Source organism: Nitrospira sp. (assembly GCA_029194675.1).
GTDB lineage: Bacteria > Nitrospirota > Nitrospiria > Nitrospirales > Nitrospiraceae > Nitrospira_D.
Genome location: JARFXP010000001.1, coordinates 335,537 through 351,538 on the forward strand (window position 1 = coordinate 335,537; position 16,002 = coordinate 351,538).

Consider the following 16,002-nt stretch of genomic DNA (forward strand, 5'->3'; position numbering starts at 1 on the left):
TTGATCACAATTCGATTAATCTTGTGTGGGCGGTGCGCGAGCACGGAAGCCGCCTGGCCATACTCAATCCTCACTCCCATTCTATGGTGCTCGGCGGTTTCGAGCTAATGTCATAGACCACCCGATTCACGCCTTTGACTTCATTGATGATCCGATTCGACATGCGACCGAGCACATCGTTTGGAATCTTCGCCCAATCGGCCGTCATGCCGTCCACACTGGTGACGGCTCGGATCGCGATGACGTTCTCATAGGTCCGTTGATCGCCCATTACTCCCACAGTTCGAATCGGCAACAACACGGCAAAGGCCTGCCAGATGTCGCGATAGAGACGGGCCGCTCTGATTTCCTGATCGACGATGGCTTCCGCTGCCCGCAGAATCGCCAATCGCTCCGGCGTGACGGCACCCAGCACACGAATCGCCAATCCCGGACCTGGGAACGGTTGCCGCCAGATAATGTCATCCGGCAATCCCAACTCTGTTCCCAGCACGCGCACTTCGTCTTTGAACAATTCTCGGAGCGGCTCGATAAGCTTGAGCTTCATACGTGCCGGCAAGCCGCCGACGTTGTGATGTGTCTTGATCGTGGCCGATGGGCCTTTGAAGCTGACGCTCTCGATCACATCGGGATACAGAGTACCCTGCACGAGATACTTGACGCCTTTCAGTTTTTTCGATTCCGCCTCGAAGTGCTTGATGAACTGTCGGCCGATGACCTTTCGTTTGCGCTCCGGATCCGTTACGCGCTTCAAGTCGGCAAGAAATTGTTTCGTTCCATCCAGTATCCGTAGATTCAGATGGAGCTGCGAAGCGAAGGTCTTCTCCACCTGATCCCGTTCACCAGCCCGCAAGACACCATTATCAACGAAGATGCAGTGCAGCTGATCGCCGATCGCTCGGTGGGTCAACGCCGCTGCAACCGATGAATCCACCCCTCCGCTCAAGGCGCAGATGACTCGCTCCTTGCCGACCTGTTCACGAATCTGCTCGACCGCAGTCTTCACATAGGACTGCATGGTCCAGGTGGGTTTGCAACCGCATATCTCGTAGACGAAGTTGCGGAGAATCCTCGCCCCTTCCGGCGTGTGCACCACTTCGGGATGGAACTGCAGACCATAGATCCGGCGCTGGTCATCGTCCCGCTTCATTGCTGCGACGGGCGAGTTGTTCGTATGCGCGATCGACCGAAACCCCGGCGGCATCCGCTCGATGCGATCGCCGTGAGACATCCACACGGCAGTCGATCGATCGGTTCCTACTCCTTTAAAGAGATCCCCGGCATCGTCGATCGTCAGATCGGCTCGGCCATACTCTCGATGTGACGATTTGGCGACTTCCCCCCCGGAGAGATGAGTCACTAATTGCATGCCGTAGCAAATGCCTAAGATCGGAAGGCCTTGATCAAGGAGCTCCTGAGCGACCATCGGCGCGTTTTTCTCATAGACACTGGAGGGACCGCCGGAAAGGACGATGCCTTGCGGCCGATACGCGAGGATCGTAGCCAACGGGACCGTACAGGGAAGAATTTGCGAATAGACCTGCGCTTCGCGAATACGGCGGGCAATCAGTTGCGTGTACTGCGACCCGAAGTCGAGGACCAGAATTCTATCGTGCCAGAGTTCCATCGACGCGTGAAAAGTGAACCGTTAAACGGTAGCCGTTAGAGGTTAGACGAAATGGACTAAAGAGACGCTTCCGGAATGACGTTTCACGTTCTACCTCTCACATTTCACGTGACTATTCCCAGTCCATCCGGTAGTTCGGGGCCTCTTTGGTAATGATCACGTCATGCACATGGCTCTCACGGAGGCCGGCCACGGACTGTCTGATGAACGTGGCATTCTGCTGCAAGTCGACAATCGTTTTGCAGCCGCAGTATCCCATTCCCGACCTCACACCGCCGACCAACTGATACACCACAGCGGCCAACGAACCTTTGTACGGGACACGGCCTTCGATTCCTTCGGGAACCAGCTTCTGAGCCGAGCGTCCTCCCTGCCCATACCGATCCCCCCCTCCTCGCTCCATCGCCCCGATGGAACCCATGCCACGATAGACCTTGTAGGTTCTGGCTTGATACAGCACCGTCTCACCGGGAGACTCTTCCGTTCCGGCAAAGAGACCGCCGAGCATCACGGAAGACGCCCCGGCAGCCAACGCTTTCGTGATATCGCCGGAAAACTTGATCCCCCCATCGGCAATGACCGGCACGCCGCTCCCATGTAAAACTTTTGAGCAATCCGCGATAGCGGTCAGCTGAGGCATACCGGCCCCCGATACAATGCGTGTGGTGCAGATCGATCCAGGCCCCACCCCTACCTTGACCGCATCGACTCCGATTTTGAGGAGATCTTTGGCCGCCTCAGCGGTGCCGATGTTTCCTACAACCAACTCGAGATCCTGGTACTGTTTTTTGAGCATTTTCGCGGTATCCAGGACGGCGTGGGAATGACCGTGAGCTGTGTCGATCACCACCAGATCCACGCCTGATTTCTTGAGTAGCCCGACCCGCTCTTCGGTATCCGGTCCGACCCCGACCGCCGCTCCGACTCGCAATCGCCCATGGCTGTCTTTACAGGCATTTGGGTACTTGATCCGTTTCTCGATGTCTTTGATGGTAATGAGACCCTTGAGTTCAAACTGCTTGTTCACCACCGGCAGCTTTTCGATCCGATGTTCATGGAGAATTTCTCGTGCCTTCTCCAGGCCGGTGCCTTCCGGCGCAGTGATGAGCCGGTCTCGCTTCATTACCTGCGATACTTTAAGGTCCATCCTGTTTTCGAACCTCAGGTCGCGGTTGGTGAGAATCCCGACCAGTTTGGACCCTTTAGTGACCGGGATGCCTGAGATTCGATATTTCGCCATGAGCTGGTGCGCATCGCGAATCGTCTCATCGGGAGAAATCGTCACGGGATCGAGGATCATCCCGCTTTCGGACTTCTTGACCTTATCCACCTCTATGGCCTGATCCGCCGGGGATAGCACGCGATGGATGATCCCGATCCCCCCTTCGCGCGCCATCGCGATCGCCAAGCGCGACTCCGTTACGGTGTCCATAGCCGCGCTGACGAGCGGGATATTAATCCGCAGGTTGCGCGACACGAAGGTACCGGTATCGACTTCGTTGGGCACAATCTGCGATTTGGCCGGTACGAGGACCACGTCGTCGTACGTCAGTCCCAGTCGCGGTTCTTTGTCAAGCATCGCTCCCCCTTCAATTTTCCTGCGTTCGTTGCGCATTTTCCAGTTCGGCCAATTCCTCGGCCTCATCCTGCAATCGCTCGCTGCCCTCTTCCGCCGGCATGAACTGCTGTACCCGCGTATTGCCGCTGTCGACGACAAAAACGCTCCCCCTCGCATCGACGGCGATCCCGTATGGAAAATTGAATTGTCCGTCACCGTTGCCGAAGCCGCCCCACTGGGTGATGAAATTACCCTCGCGGTCAAACTTCTCGATCCGATGATTCCCCGTATCCGTCACGTAGACATCCCCGGCTCCGTCGACGGTGACGCCCCAGGGAGAGCGCAATTGCCCGGCTTCCTGTGCCAACGAACTGCTGGCGTGCCCGGCCGCCGGACTGCCTCCCCACTTCGTCAACAACTGCGGCAAGACATTGGTGCTGGTGTCGAATTTCTGGATGCGGTGGTTTCCCATGTCAACCACATAGACCGCCCCATCCTCCGGATCGACCGCCACCCCGCGTGGGAAATAGAACTGCCCGTCCCCATTGCCGAACCCACCCCAGGACATGATGAACTCACCGGACATGTCGAATTTCTGCACACGAAAATTGGCGCTGTCGACGACGTAGAGATAGCCGCGCACACGGTCGACGGCAATCCCCCAGGGCGCATTAAATTGTCCTTCACCGTTTCCACGCGAACCGAACTTCATGATATAGCCGCCGAGCTTCCCATCGAACTTTTGAACCCGGTGGTTGTTGGTATCCACCACCCAGACATCGCCCTTGCCGTCGCAGGCGATGCCGGTGGGATTGTGAAAATTCGAATTGGCCGAGCCGAAACTCCCCCACAGAATGATGAAGTTCCCGGCATTGTCGAACTTTTGTACGCGATTGTTGCCGTTGTCGACGACAAACATCGATCCCTGCTGATCGACGCACAGTCCGTACATCGGCGCCATAAACTCTCCGCCGTGCAACAGCGATGCGCCCCGTCCCGGCTTCCCCCATTTCGAGACGCAGAGATAGCCCGATGTATTGACCAAAATTGTGGTACCGGCCGGCGTGGAGACATTGTTGCCGATGTCTTTGAACCACACATAAATGGTTTTGGGTCCGTCCCCTGGCGAGAGAATGAACGGAATCGTGGCTCCAAACTTGATCGCCGGCGTTGCATCTACCCACCCGGGAGTCCCAGCCATCGGTGTGAGCGGACTTTCTGAAATAAAATAGGCCCCGACGCCCGAATCCAAATCAGTCGCCGAAATCGTCACCACGACATCGTGAGAATTCGTCATGAAGGCCCCATGATTGATCACCGCGTAGGGATTCTGTGGCGCCGTGATATCGATGAGCACGGGCGTCGCCGTCACTTCTTCCGACAGTCCGCTCTCCGTCCCGTCCTCGAACAACGCGGTCACCGCATAAAAATAGGGGGTATCGTTGGTGAGACCTTCATGCGTGTAGGGGTTCGTCACGCCTTCGATCTTCGTCGCGCCCTCAAGCGTGACATGGGGCGAGGTGCTGAAATAGAGATTGTAGGACTGAATGCCGGACACTTCCATCCAGCTCAGGAAGACTTCCGTGTCACCGGCCTTGACGGCAAGGCTGCGGGGTGGCTGCACCGCCCCGGCTTCCACTGCTTGCGTCGGCTGGTCCTTCCCACGATTCATCTCTTCTTCGGTCGGCACATACTTGAGGACACGGTTGTTGCCGCTATCGACGACGTACACCGCGCCTTCCTTATCCACCGCGATGCCGTAGGGGAAATTAACCTGCCCCTCTGTTTTCCCGCGATTCCCGAACGAGCAGAGGAAGGTGCCGTTGCCGTCGAACTTCTGAATCCGGTGGTTGCCGCTGTCGACGACATAGACGTTGCCCAACGCGTCACAGGCGATGCCCCACGGAGACTTGAACTGTCCGGGTCCCTGACCCTCTCGTCCCCACTTGGCTAAGAAACTTCCGCGGGCATCGAATTTTTGGATTCGGCTGTTGCTCTCGTCGGCGACATAGATGTTACCGACGAAATCCACCGCCACGCCGCGCGGAAAAAAGAAGGCGCCGTCGAAGCTGCCGTCACGGCCCCACTTCAACAGCGGTTGGCCGTCGGCCTGGAATTTTTGAATGCGCGCGTTGCTCGTGTCGGACACGTACACATTGCCCTCTTGGTCCGTCGTAATGCCCCAGGGTACGTCGAAGCGCCCCATGTCGGCCCCACGCCAGGCGAACCCGAACTTGCCCCACGCCTTCTGCACATTGCCCTCGAGATCGAACTTCTGCACCCGATTGTTGCCGCTATCGGCCACGTACACGGCATCGTCCGACCCGACAGCCAATCCGCGAGGGTAGTAAAACTGGCCTTCCTGTGAACCGGGCTCACCGCCCCATCGGGCCAAGAACTTTCCAGACTTATCGAATTTTTGGACCGAATGGTTGTCGGTATCAGCCACGTAGATGTTGCCGTCCTTGTCAAGCGCGATCCCCGTGGGCGAGCTCAACTCTCCGTCGCCCGCTCCTTCACAGCCGACGACCATGGCAAGGAGATAGGGCGATGGGATAGCCATCACTTCTTGCGATTCAGGACTTTCCCCTTTCGGAGTGACGACTGTGACGACATAGTGGTAACAGCTGCCGTTGGCAAGGTCGTCATGGACGTAGGGACTAGAGGCCCCTTCCAGGCAGGTCGCCTTGTCTTTTTTCACTCCGATCACGCTTTTGAAATCTTCGGGGCCGGCGATGGGACGGGTCAGCTCTGAGAACTTGATCTGGACACCCTTGGTCGTCTGAAAGTAGAGATTGTAGTACATGGCATCCGGAACCGGGTCCCATGTAATGGTGATGCGCCCATTGCTCGGTTTTGCCTGAACGTTCTGCGGAGGCAACGGCAATTCTTCTTCCGCCACCACATCTCCGCCACCCCACTCTCCCGGGAGTCCTTCGATACAGAGAAGGCACGGATTGCATATACTCGTGTCGTCGAGAAGCCAAGCTTTCATCACGGTATTGCCCTCAGATTGCTTGTGGAACAATTCAGAAACAGTGGACTTTCAATCGCTTAGACTTGGATTGGTCACTCTAGCAAAGCGATGGAAATGGAGTCAAGACAACGGCCGCATGTCGTGGAACATGACATCTTGGATGAACTCTCTCTATAGGTATCTATGACCGGATCGATTACAATGCACCGATTACCCGGGGCAAAACCCGTGATCAGATTTTAGACGTTCAAAGGGGAAGAATTATGAGAATGTTTCAAGTCAGGCAAACTGTCACATATGAACTGACGACAGCCGCAGGAACAGAGCAGGAAGCCATTTTAAAAGCCAAAGGCATTCCACTGGCTCAATGGGCATCCGAGGCCGATGAGATCACGGCGGAGATGCTCGATGAGACCGATGAAATCGACGAATACTGAAATCCGTTCATCTTGGCCGGCCACTACATCGACTAAGGAGAAAGAACCATGCTCACGTTTCAGATCGTCCGAACTTCAACGCTCTGCCTGTTATTCATTGGAGCAATGGGTACTGCCGCATTCGCTGGTGAGAAAATACGTCCAAGCAGTCAAGCTTCGCCATTGGATAAGCAAACCGAGAATCGGGCGAGATATGTCATCAAGATCGCTGGATGCAATGATTGTCACACGACTGGCTATGCGGAAGCGGCCGGCAAGATTCCCGAGAAAGATTGGCTCAAGGGAGATTCGATGGGTTGGCGCGGTCCCTGGGGCACCACTTACGCGAGCAACCTGCGCCTCTATATGCAGAAGCTCTCGGAGGATCAGTGGATCAAAGTCTCACGCTCGGTCGAATTTCGACCGCCCATGCCGTGGTTCGCTCTTCGCGAGATGACTGAGCAGGATCTGCGGGCCATCTATCGGTTCATCAGAAACCTGGGGCCAGCCGGCGAACCGGCACCTGCTTATCGACCGCCAGATCAGGAACCGAAGGGACCGTTTATCCTGTTCCCGTCGAGTCCGGAGGCTTCACAATAGACACTGAGTGAGGGAAGGTTATTGTGTCTCGTCAGACCAAGAGAACTTAGCGGCCACGCACCGGTGCCTTAGTGACGATTTCCGCACACCTGCCTCCGTTCAATGACGCCGTTCATTACCGACGGTTCGGCACTCGCAACCGGTACTTTTGGCTGCAAGCCACTTCAATCTACAACCGTACGCGACCGCGAGTTACTGGCTCTTCTTGTAGACGACGATCCCACCCATGATAATCCCGAGCATGACGAATGCGAATATTAAGAAGCTACTGTCCATGACCAACTCCTTTCTTCCTTTCGTTTCGTAGCATGAACCGGACAGTGTATTAGCCTCGCGTGACTTTCTCCGCCTTCAACCCATGAAAAGACCACGGGTAATGATACGGGCGACCTCTCTAAATACGAGGTCGCCCGCGCATGGCGCTTAGGACGCCAGATGAATCTCTTCTGTTGAGGACCCGCGCGAAGGATGGGTCAAGGAGTGCTTCGTTAGGAATAAAGAATCGACTTACCAGCGATCATGCTTTTACGCCAAACTCAAATCTCCTCACGGCACATCTATTATTGATTAAATCCCCTACGCTGGGAATGCGACGGCCGATGGAGAAGGGCTAGCATGACTGGCGAGGCACCCGCCCATGGTTCGGCGGGCCGACGTGATCCGGTGGACTCAGGTCTTCCATCTCCACCTCCTCCTGCTAAGGAATGACTCGAAGCATTGCGCACGACAAGTCAATGGACTAATTTCTCAATACTCCTGTTGGAGCATCTCTGTCAACAAAAATAATCGAGGCCGAACCGGACCGGCACACGCATAAGCGATGCTACTTCCATCATCAGACCTGAAATGGGTGGCATGACCCTGATCGTCCAATAGCTTCAGAACCAATTCGCCGAGGCACTCCTAGCGCTGTACACGGAGGATGGGACCCAAAGCTAGCCATTTCGTCGGACCCAATGCGGACATGTGAGGCAAGTGAGCGACATACCAAAACACGATGTCTTGCTCCTGCACCCCTTGATTGTCCTCGTTATATCCAAGTTGTCCACGGGCACCGAATGTCCAAGGAATGTCCTCGCTCGCGTTGGCCCGCCTGATCGCCACATCGAAATCGGCGAACTTGTCTCGTTCGCCATCGTCTTTTAATGGAGCATACCCAGTACCGGGCAAGACCCAAACACCATGACCGTTCAGTTGGTCTCGGACCAACCAAGTTTTGTTGAGCGCTGGAATTTTGATATCGTTCCGTTCATTCATATATTTCCGCCAGCCCGGTCCCCAACCCAGATCCGGCCCTCCCCCTTCATGGACGAAAACCTGATCCATGCCGTTGCCGTTGATATCGAAATCAAACCGCCAGTAGGGATGATGATCATGGTTGGTGTTGCAAGAGAGCCCTCGGCTGTGGAGCACGGGACGGAGTTCGCCGTCGTCCGACAGATGCCACGATTGATAAATATGATATTCACCGATCCGAGCGTACGTTCCCACCTCAAGCCACTTCACATTATTCTGAGTGGCGTGGGCCATGCAGACTTTCTGATCGCCACAGTTCACGATCGGCACGAGGTCCTGCCACCGCAGGCGATCTTGAAACGGCCCGCACCGTCCACTGTCGGCCCGTGAACCGAACCAGGTAAAGGGGTTCCACCAGACACGTTCCTTGACATATTTGACACGGATGACCGGCATGCTGGCCTTATTCAGAATCAGCTCATCCGCATACTTCACATTTCGCAAAGCCAGTCCTGTATTGTCTCGAATCTCCCAGTCGAAACTCCAACGTCCCCAGTCCACATGCTCGGATTGCGTCTCGGCAAACAAGGGCTGGGATGGGTAGAAAGCGCAGAACATGATCACCGCGCTCCACCAGATTCGTTTCATTTCATTCCTATTCATGACCGAGGCGGTTCCTGTCCAGCCTCCAAGACTTTATCCTCGGTCAAATCGACGACCGCCCAATATTTCGGATCTCCGTCCCGCCCTTCGGAAAAGGTGATCCAAATCGTGCGATGGGCGTAGCCGGGATCGTTCCTGAAGAACCCACGGTCCGGCTGCATGAGCAATCCATGGCCTTGGAGTTGCTCAACCTTGCCGACCAGACGAGGATCTGCTTTGGCTAACTCGATCCCCCGCTGTACATCCTGCTGTCCCTCAGGGGGTTGATAGCCTTCAAGACGCGAGACACTGAGCACGTTCGTTTCCTTCATGTGGACTTCAACTGCGACATTTTGGCTATAACTGTAATACACCAGCCTTGTCTGGCTCGTCGTGTGACGACAACAACCAAACGAAAGCTTACCCTCGGGTGGTATGCGATCAGCGTCGATGAACGCCCATCGGCTTCCCAGAAGCGCTGTGACTCGGCGGTCGCTTTCGGCGGCTTTCCGTAATGCTGCGACCTCGTTCGCGGTCAAAACAGCCGAGGCATTCGTGGACCGCTTCACGGCGGTATCCGAAACAGTCCCAACCATTGTAGGCTTGTGGTGACCGGCGATGTCATCACCGGTAAATTGAAGTACGTGCGTCGACGGGGGCTCATCGGGCAGCTTGGCTTTCCGCACGGGTGTCTCCGGATCTTCCGGACCGAACGGACCTCGGGAGGGTGCATCGAGGCTGCAACCATAGCCGACGCCGATGACCGTCAATAGGAAGAGAGTGTGTCGCGCCGTTCGGTATGTCACAGCCTTACACCGCCAACTTTCCGGCAATTCCCAAAGCGAGTTTGGAAATCTGCGCAGCAGCCTTGAGGACGGCAGCCCGCTTTTTCCGAGAGGCCGCGTCGAGCACAGCTTTCTTCATCAACTCCTTGTAGGTTTCGATCTCGTCGTTGCTGAACGGAACGATTTGAGCCACGGTCTCGTTATTAAACGTGTTGGCCAGCTGGAGGTAGAGATTGGAGATTTCCGCCGCATAGATGCCGCGTCGAAGTGGGTCGTTCTTATAGGTTTCGAATTTCTTCCGCAGGGCGGCAACGGCTTCCAACAGCGCCTGCTGACGGACCTTCGTTTCATCCTGCTTTCCCACTGCGAATTCGACGGCACCTAACTGATCGACCAGCACCTCGGCCTCTTCGCGAGCATGGTCCACTTGGGCCGAGAGATCAGTGATTTCCTGATTCGCGCTCTCGGCGGTTTCCATCAGCTGTTTGATCAGACTATCGTTGTCTCGCAAAAATCCGACGACCCCCCCGATACTGAGCTCCATGGTGCCTCCTCTATTGCCCGTCGTCTTTCTTCAGTTTGTCCAGAAGGTCGACCAAGTCCGCGGTAAAGGTGTGCGTCCGTTCCAGAGCCCTTATACGGATGATGCGCGAGCCCGTCACTTCTTCCAAGGCATCGTTGACGGTCCGTGAACGATTCAGCACCTCGACGATGCGCTCGGATGGTCCCGGAGCCTGCTCGATCAACGCCGATACAAACTCCGGGTCGACGGACGCCAGAGCCGATTGGTCGGCATACCGCTTCAATTGAGCATGAATCGTCGCGGTCCGTTTCCACGAATCGTTCAAGGCATTGGCCGTATCGCGCAGGCCGCAGAAATCTTCTTCAAACTGATCCCACACGGCTTTTTCCAGTCCCTGATATTCAGCCAGGTACATTTGACCGACCAGATAGGCCGCTGCGTATGCCGCCTCGTCTTTCTTGCTCGCGATATTCCGGTACGAGGAAAGGACGAATTGATGCTTGGCTTCCTGCGCTTGCAACGCCTTGAAACTCTCATGGAGTGAGCTGCGCGCCTGCTCCAAGAACTTGATGCGCGCCTCGGTCTCTTTCTGGAACAGGTCGATGTTGGTCTGGGCTGCATCAATTTTAGCGCCTTCCTTCTGGAGGAGTTCGCGGACCGCATCGCTGTGAATCGAGTGGCATCCCACCAGGCTCATGAGAATGAGCCCGACCGTCCCGACTACGGCTCGTCCGATCATGCTGGTCTCCTTCCGCTCACTCATCCCGGCGTATCAGCGGCGCAACGCGCGCATGGCCTCCGCGATCGACTGAACGTCGTCTCGCGACAAGGTTACGTCGATATCCAGGTATTGTTTAATGATGGCATTGATTCGACGAAGCGCTTCCACGTTGGTGCGATACTGATCGAACGCCGTCAGGTCGACCGTCGACGCCGCCTGCGAATCTTGTTCAACGCGCTGCTCGACTCGACCGATCAGTTCAGGAAATTTGTGCAGGAGATTGTTCATATCCCCCATACCCGCCTGAAAGACGATCTGTCCGGTAGGCCCTTTTCGTTCCGGCAAATTTTTCAGCCGAATATCGTTGATCAGCGAGATCACCTCGGGACCTAACAGGTCGGCATCGTCTTTGGTTAAGTCGGCGTCGGCCACGTCGCTCAGTGTGGGATTCGTGGTGGCCCATTGCAACGCCAGGTTCAGCTTCAGCCGAGCTTGGAGATAGCGATACCACTGCTGATGTCGTTTGGTGACGTTGCTCACCAACTCACGATACTGCTGCATCAGCCGTTCGTTCTCGGCATAGGCCTGATCCTTATCGATCAAAGCCTGTTTGACTTCCGGCGGAGTCGCGCAACCGATACAGACCAGACTCAGGGCGACAATAATGGTGGGCGCCGCTTTCATGGTGATTCCTCCTTCCGACTCACGCCTGGAACGAGCACAAACGAGAAAGCAACCGACCTAATGTCGACGACCTGTTGGGGAGAAGCCCAAGGTTAGCGAGGGTAGAAAACGATTGCAAGGGGAATATCGGCTACGTATGGATTTTGGAGTCTGGAGAACCATGCAGACCACTACCAGCTAGTAGCCTTCCTAGGGGAGCCCACGTAGGATCTCTTGGTAGTACATATCGAGCATCACCGAACGATCCTCCTCGACGATGACCAGTTGCCGTTGGTCGAAGGTGTTGGCGCAGTAAAGATAGTGCTGCCCGGGAGTGCGCCCACGCTCGGCATGCACTTGTCGGCCATCGGCTGCTTGGCGGGTGACCTCTCTGATTACCCGGCGATCTTTCAATTGTTCCCAAGCCGCTTGTGCCGAAGGCCAATGATTCTCATAGAGCGGCACATCGGCATCGCCCGCCGACAGCGAAGCGGCGTCAGAATTGAAGAGCGATCCCAGATCCGGCTCCGGCTTCTCATCCCAGTTCAGAGCCGCCTCGCCTTTCCGATCAAGGACATAAAACGGGCCGTCGTCCACCACTTCTTCGACCGTTCGATACCGGATCGGGGCCGGGCACTCGACGGGCTGCAGTCCTCTGTTCGCCAGCGCGCGCTGAAACGGCACTCTTCTGGCCAACTGCCGTGTCTTCTCACTCACAATCATGCGGCCGGATGGGTTCAGGACCCCGCACAGCCGGTCCAGTCGAATTGTGAGCCCTGTCCGCCGTTCGAATGACAGCTGCTGCGATGAATCCTGTCCTCGTTCGAAGGTCCGCCAACTGCGGCTCGGAAGACCGCGGTCTTGTTCAGCTTGCACCAGCGCATGGGTCGCCACCACGAGGTCGTACGAACCTGAGAGCGGCTCAGCTTCCACATCCACGCACGCAAAGCGGAGATTGCGCAACCCAAGCTTGTCGGCCCTTTCTTGTGCAACCGCAACGGAAGCGAATGACCGATCGACACCTACAAAATTCTTCTCCGGAAAGAGGCGCGCATAGAAGACCGTCAGCACTCCGATGCCACAGCCGAAGTCGAGCACCGCTTTCGCGTGGCCGAGGTGGGCCGCCGTCCGCAACCCGATCTCTTCGTAATATTCATAGCGTTGGCTATAGAGGACGGGATAGAGCTTCGGTTGCGCGGAGAGATCGTAAAAGGCGATCTCGTCGCGACAATCGCCTGTGCGTTTTCGTTCGACGTGGAGTGCGAGCTGCTGAAGATCTTCCGATGAGAACTGCTGCCGCTGCCATGCGAAATATTCGCGGTCCGACGAGAAGTGTCTGAGCCCCCACCATGCGAGATGCTCGCGAAGCGCTTGCTGTAGGGAATCTGAGGCCATTTCAATGCGCTCGCTCAAAACGGTTGCCAGCAAGGCCGCAAGGAGAGAGAACCACGAGGCGTACGTGGTGAGGGTACGTTGAGTGGTTCGAACGACTGAGAACGAAGCTGGCGAGCGTTTTCAGCGGGCGCCTACGGCCTCTTCAACATGATGGCATCAAAGTACGTCTCCGGCACCGGATGCGGGAGCCGAAGCTGCCCTGCCCCGAACGCCACGTACTTCTCACAGGTCAGCTGCTCCAGACCGATCGGACCCTTCGCATGCAGTTTCCCCACGCTCAGCCCCACGGCGCTCCCCATCCCGAAACTATCGCCGGCATGGAGCCTGGTGGATGCGTTCACCAGCACCGCACCGGCATCGACTTCCCTGGTGAATCGCATGGCGGATTCGTAGCGCGTGGTGGCGATCCCGGCGGTGAGGCAGGGACCATGCATTCTGATATGGGCCAGCGCTTCATCAAGGTCTTCGACCATTTTGACTGCCAGGATCGGCCCGGAGAACTGAGTCTGCCAATCCGCATCCGTCGCCGGAATGATCGCGGTATGTCCCGTCATCGCCATTTGCCCCATGAGCGCGACCGTCTTAGGGCAGGCATGCACTTCCACCTTAAATTGGTCCAACAGGCGGTTGATCAACGGCGGCAAGAATTGCCGTCCCACGACCTGCTGCACCAGCAGGGTATCAAGCGCGTTGGAGGCTCCCGCCTGCTGCACCTTCGAGTTGATCACCAGGTTTTGCGCGACGGACATGTCGGGGTCTTCATCGACGTAAAGGAGCGTGAGGCCCCCGTCATCGCAGAGAACCGGCACCCTGGCTTGCTCCGCAACCGTCTTTCGTAAGCCAGCTCCGCCACGTACGATGATCGCGTCGAGGTGTTTTCCCGAGCGAATCAGATCGAGCGCGACTTCTTTCTCTTGGCGATCGATGAGCACCCAGGCTCCAGTGGGTATGCCGCTTTCCGCTGTCGACTCGCGAAATCGTGCATCAATCGCCTGATGCGTCAACTTCCATTCCGGAGCCCCGCGAAACACGCAGAGGTTGCCCGATTTCAGACAGAGGGCGATCGCTTCCACTGTGACGAGCGGGCTCCGTTCTGAGATCACGCCGATCACTCCGATCGGCACCCTCACCCGGGAGACTTGCAACCCATCCGGACGTTCCCGTCGCGACGTCACAGCGCCGACAGGGTCCGGCAGATCGGCAATGACGTGAAGTCGTTCCACGATCTCCTTGATGTGGTCCGCCGTCATGCGCACGCGAGAGACGGCGGCCTTCATCCGATCTTTCGTGTCCGCCTTCTCAAAGGACTTTCCCACCGCCTCGACATCTTTGGCGTTTTCCACGAGAATGACAGCTTCGTCCGCAGCCACTCGGTCGGCAACGGCATGCAGCGCCCTCGACTTCACGGGACCTGGAAGCAGAGCAAGCCCGACCGCTACGTTCCTGCACTCCTTCAATAGCTTATCGAGGTATAACTTGACCGGAACTTCAATCGCCATACGAGTTCCCTCGATTCATTGCAATGAATCCATCTCCCTGAGACAATGGCACGAATTTAGAGCGCCGGACTATACCACGCGTTTTTTGCATGAGTAAATCACCTCAAAGCCTCCGAACTCAACCTGCTACAATTAGACCTTAGGATGGCGAATTACTCAGAAGACGGATATTTTGACCACACAAGATTCTTATTACCTTTATTCCATGCGGGTTTCATTGGCATCGGTGTTGTCTTAATTGCTGACTACTGAGTAAAAGGTGGTCTGCCGGCTCGCGTTGGCGCAACCGAAAGGAGTGGCGATGCGCTCATGGGTTCAGGTCAATGGACATGGTCTCAAGCCGGCTCTCTGTGTGTTCTTGGTTGCATCACTGGGAGCCTGTGCTCAGCTGAAACCGGTAACCCCTCTGAGTCCCCCGACGCAAGCCACGCCGGAACAAGCGGCCGAACGAGACCGTGAGAACCAGCCGTCCAAGGTCGTGCAAGTCCGTCCGAACGTGCCTACCCCGCACCAGTGCCTGGTGAACTTCGATGATGAAGGAGCTCTGGGCCAAATCTATGCCCGGGCCCGTTCGACCCTCGCGTTCAAAACCGGCCGATCCCCGTCCGGCCAATTGCAGCTGTGCGATCCGTCCAAGAATGGCGACTGCTGGACCTACCGCCAACGTTGTGCACGAAGCGATATCAACGTCGACACCATCGGCCACACGCATTTCCATTTGAACCTGGAAAGGGGGATCGAGTGCTACACTCTTCGGGATCCGGGAGACGGCCTCGGTCGAGGGTTCGGTAAACTCGTGAACTTTAAATGCACCGAAGTCGATTGGGCGAAGACTCCCCGCGTCCTCTCCTCTCACGATCAGAATCAATGGATCAAAGTCTGGGTGAGCCATACCGAGAATCGTGCACCGACGTATTTCGACATGGAATCGATCCAGGTGTTGCCGGACACCTCGATTCAACTCTGGTTCCGGAAGCGCGATGGAACCTGGTGGTTCTGGCCGGAGCTGAAGGCCGACAGCACCTGGAATATCCGTGCGCATGTGCGGGATGTGTCGGAGGTTCGCATACGAGGAGCCACGTCGGGACGAGCCAGTTCCTACGTGATCGGCTCGCTGGTCGTTCGGGACTAGTGTTTCACCCCCGAGATTCCTGTCATGATCCGTTCGCCCTGAGCTGGTCGAAGGGCGAACGACGAATCTTTCCGTAGCCTACTCGATCGCATTTCGATGCGTTCGCCCAACGTGAAGCGACGGGAACGGGGAAACTTATCAAGCTGCGGAATCAACCACAGCAGCAGCTCGTGGCACGACTGCACCGCTTGGGGTACCGTCGGAGACATCACTCAACTCCATGATTTC

14 protein-coding genes are annotated in these 16,002 nt (G+C 56.5%); 3 read left to right on the plus strand and 11 right to left on the minus strand.

Features of this window, described 5'->3' with window-relative positions:
- Positions 1-70: 70 nt before the first annotated feature.
- The 3 genes from guaA to P0120_01585 all read right to left on the minus strand — a co-directional run bounded on the left by guaA (position 71) and on the right by P0120_01585 (position 6,180).
- Entirely contained in the window at positions 71-1,627 is a 1,557-nt protein-coding gene (guaA, locus tag P0120_01575) for a glutamine-hydrolyzing GMP synthase (GenBank protein ID MDF0673019.1), read from the minus strand.
- 112 nt (positions 1,628-1,739) lie between these two features.
- Positions 1,740-3,206, minus strand: coding sequence for an IMP dehydrogenase (gene guaB, locus P0120_01580; GenBank protein MDF0673020.1), 1,467 nt, complete (start codon positions 3,204-3,206; stop codon positions 1,740-1,742).
- A gap of 10 nt (positions 3,207-3,216) precedes the next feature.
- Positions 3,217-6,180, minus strand: a complete 2,964-nt coding sequence (locus tag P0120_01585) for a 6-bladed beta-propeller (GenBank protein ID MDF0673021.1) — start codon at positions 6,178-6,180, stop codon at positions 3,217-3,219.
- A 245-nt stretch (positions 6,181-6,425) separates the two neighbouring features.
- Here P0120_01585 and P0120_01590 point away from each other — a divergent pair, with 245 nt between their 5' ends.
- Both P0120_01590 and P0120_01595 read left to right on the plus strand, forming a co-directional pair.
- Positions 6,426-6,599: a hypothetical protein gene (locus tag P0120_01590; protein ID MDF0673022.1), complete on the plus strand. Its 174-nt coding sequence runs from the start codon at positions 6,426-6,428 to the stop codon at positions 6,597-6,599.
- Positions 6,600-6,647: 48 nt separating this feature from the next.
- A complete protein-coding gene (locus P0120_01595; protein MDF0673023.1) occupies positions 6,648-7,178 on the plus strand; it encodes a hypothetical protein in 531 nt (176 codons plus the stop codon).
- A 903-nt stretch (positions 7,179-8,081) separates the two neighbouring features.
- Here the strand turns inward: P0120_01595 and P0120_01600 are convergent.
- From P0120_01600 to P0120_01630, 7 genes are all read right to left on the minus strand, one after another.
- Positions 8,082-9,062 carry a hypothetical protein gene (locus P0120_01600; GenBank protein ID MDF0673024.1) on the minus strand — a complete coding sequence of 327 codons (981 nt, stop codon included), beginning with the start codon at positions 9,060-9,062 and terminating at the stop codon, positions 8,082-8,084.
- A gap of 11 nt (positions 9,063-9,073) precedes the next feature.
- Complete coding sequence (locus P0120_01605) at positions 9,074-9,862, minus strand: hypothetical protein (protein MDF0673025.1); 789 nt, start codon at positions 9,860-9,862, stop codon at positions 9,074-9,076.
- Positions 9,863-9,866: 4 nt separating this feature from the next.
- Positions 9,867-10,385: a hypothetical protein gene (locus P0120_01610; protein MDF0673026.1), complete on the minus strand. Its 519-nt coding sequence runs from the start codon at positions 10,383-10,385 to the stop codon at positions 9,867-9,869.
- Between the two features lie 10 nt (positions 10,386-10,395).
- The gene (locus P0120_01615; protein MDF0673027.1) at positions 10,396-11,103 is read right to left on the minus strand and encodes a hypothetical protein; all 708 of its coding nucleotides are present in this window, start codon (positions 11,101-11,103) and stop codon (positions 10,396-10,398) included.
- 33 nt (positions 11,104-11,136) lie between these two features.
- The gene (locus P0120_01620; protein ID MDF0673028.1) at positions 11,137-11,769 is read right to left on the minus strand and encodes a hypothetical protein; all 633 of its coding nucleotides are present in this window, start codon (positions 11,767-11,769) and stop codon (positions 11,137-11,139) included.
- A 189-nt stretch (positions 11,770-11,958) separates the two neighbouring features.
- Positions 11,959-13,143 (minus strand): methyltransferase domain-containing protein, encoded by a 1,185-nt coding sequence (locus tag P0120_01625; protein ID MDF0673029.1) that lies wholly within the window; start codon positions 13,141-13,143, stop codon positions 11,959-11,961.
- Between the two features lie 131 nt (positions 13,144-13,274).
- Positions 13,275-14,642 carry a glutamate-5-semialdehyde dehydrogenase gene (locus tag P0120_01630; protein ID MDF0673030.1) on the minus strand — a complete coding sequence of 456 codons (1,368 nt, stop codon included), beginning with the start codon at positions 14,640-14,642 and terminating at the stop codon, positions 13,275-13,277.
- 301 nt (positions 14,643-14,943) lie between these two features.
- On the opposite strand from P0120_01630, the gene P0120_01635 reads away from it, so the two are divergent.
- Positions 14,944-15,774, plus strand: coding sequence for a hypothetical protein (locus P0120_01635; protein ID MDF0673031.1), 831 nt, complete (start codon positions 14,944-14,946; stop codon positions 15,772-15,774).
- Here P0120_01635 and P0120_01640 read toward each other — a convergent pair.
- Positions 15,771-15,983 carry a hypothetical protein gene (locus P0120_01640; GenBank protein ID MDF0673032.1) on the minus strand — a complete coding sequence of 71 codons (213 nt, stop codon included), beginning with the start codon at positions 15,981-15,983 and terminating at the stop codon, positions 15,771-15,773. The two genes, P0120_01635 and P0120_01640, sit on opposite strands and share 4 nt — an antisense overlap.
- Positions 15,984-16,002: the final 19 nt, after the last annotated feature.

What these genes read in the sequence shown, in the direction of transcription:
- guaA (MDF0673019.1), bottom strand. Translation starts at nt 1,627, where the DNA reads ATGGAACTCTGGCACGATAGAATTCTGGTCCTCGACTTCGGGTCGCAG.
- guaB (MDF0673020.1), bottom strand. Translation starts at nt 3,206, where the DNA reads ATGCTTGACAAAGAACCGCGACTGGGACTGACGTACGACGACGTGGTC.
- P0120_01585 (MDF0673021.1), bottom strand. Translation starts at nt 6,180, where the DNA reads ATGAAAGCTTGGCTTCTCGACGACACGAGTATATGCAATCCGTGCCTT.
- P0120_01590 (MDF0673022.1), top strand. Translation starts at nt 6,426, where the DNA reads ATGAGAATGTTTCAAGTCAGGCAAACTGTCACATATGAACTGACGACA.
- P0120_01595 (MDF0673023.1), top strand. Translation starts at nt 6,648, where the DNA reads ATGCTCACGTTTCAGATCGTCCGAACTTCAACGCTCTGCCTGTTATTC.
- P0120_01600 (MDF0673024.1), bottom strand. Translation starts at nt 9,062, where the DNA reads ATGAAACGAATCTGGTGGAGCGCGGTGATCATGTTCTGCGCTTTCTAC.
- P0120_01610 (MDF0673026.1), bottom strand. Translation starts at nt 10,385, where the DNA reads ATGGAGCTCAGTATCGGGGGGGTCGTCGGATTTTTGCGAGACAACGAT.
- P0120_01615 (MDF0673027.1), bottom strand. Translation starts at nt 11,103, where the DNA reads ATGATCGGACGAGCCGTAGTCGGGACGGTCGGGCTCATTCTCATGAGC.
- P0120_01620 (MDF0673028.1), bottom strand. Translation starts at nt 11,769, where the DNA reads ATGAAAGCGGCGCCCACCATTATTGTCGCCCTGAGTCTGGTCTGTATC.
- P0120_01625 (MDF0673029.1), bottom strand. Translation starts at nt 13,143, where the DNA reads ATGGCCTCAGATTCCCTACAGCAAGCGCTTCGCGAGCATCTCGCATGG.
- P0120_01630 (MDF0673030.1), bottom strand. Translation starts at nt 14,642, where the DNA reads ATGGCGATTGAAGTTCCGGTCAAGTTATACCTCGATAAGCTATTGAAG.
- P0120_01635 (MDF0673031.1), top strand. Translation starts at nt 14,944, where the DNA reads ATGCGCTCATGGGTTCAGGTCAATGGACATGGTCTCAAGCCGGCTCTC.
- P0120_01640 (MDF0673032.1), bottom strand. Translation starts at nt 15,983, where the DNA reads ATGTCTCCGACGGTACCCCAAGCGGTGCAGTCGTGCCACGAGCTGCTG.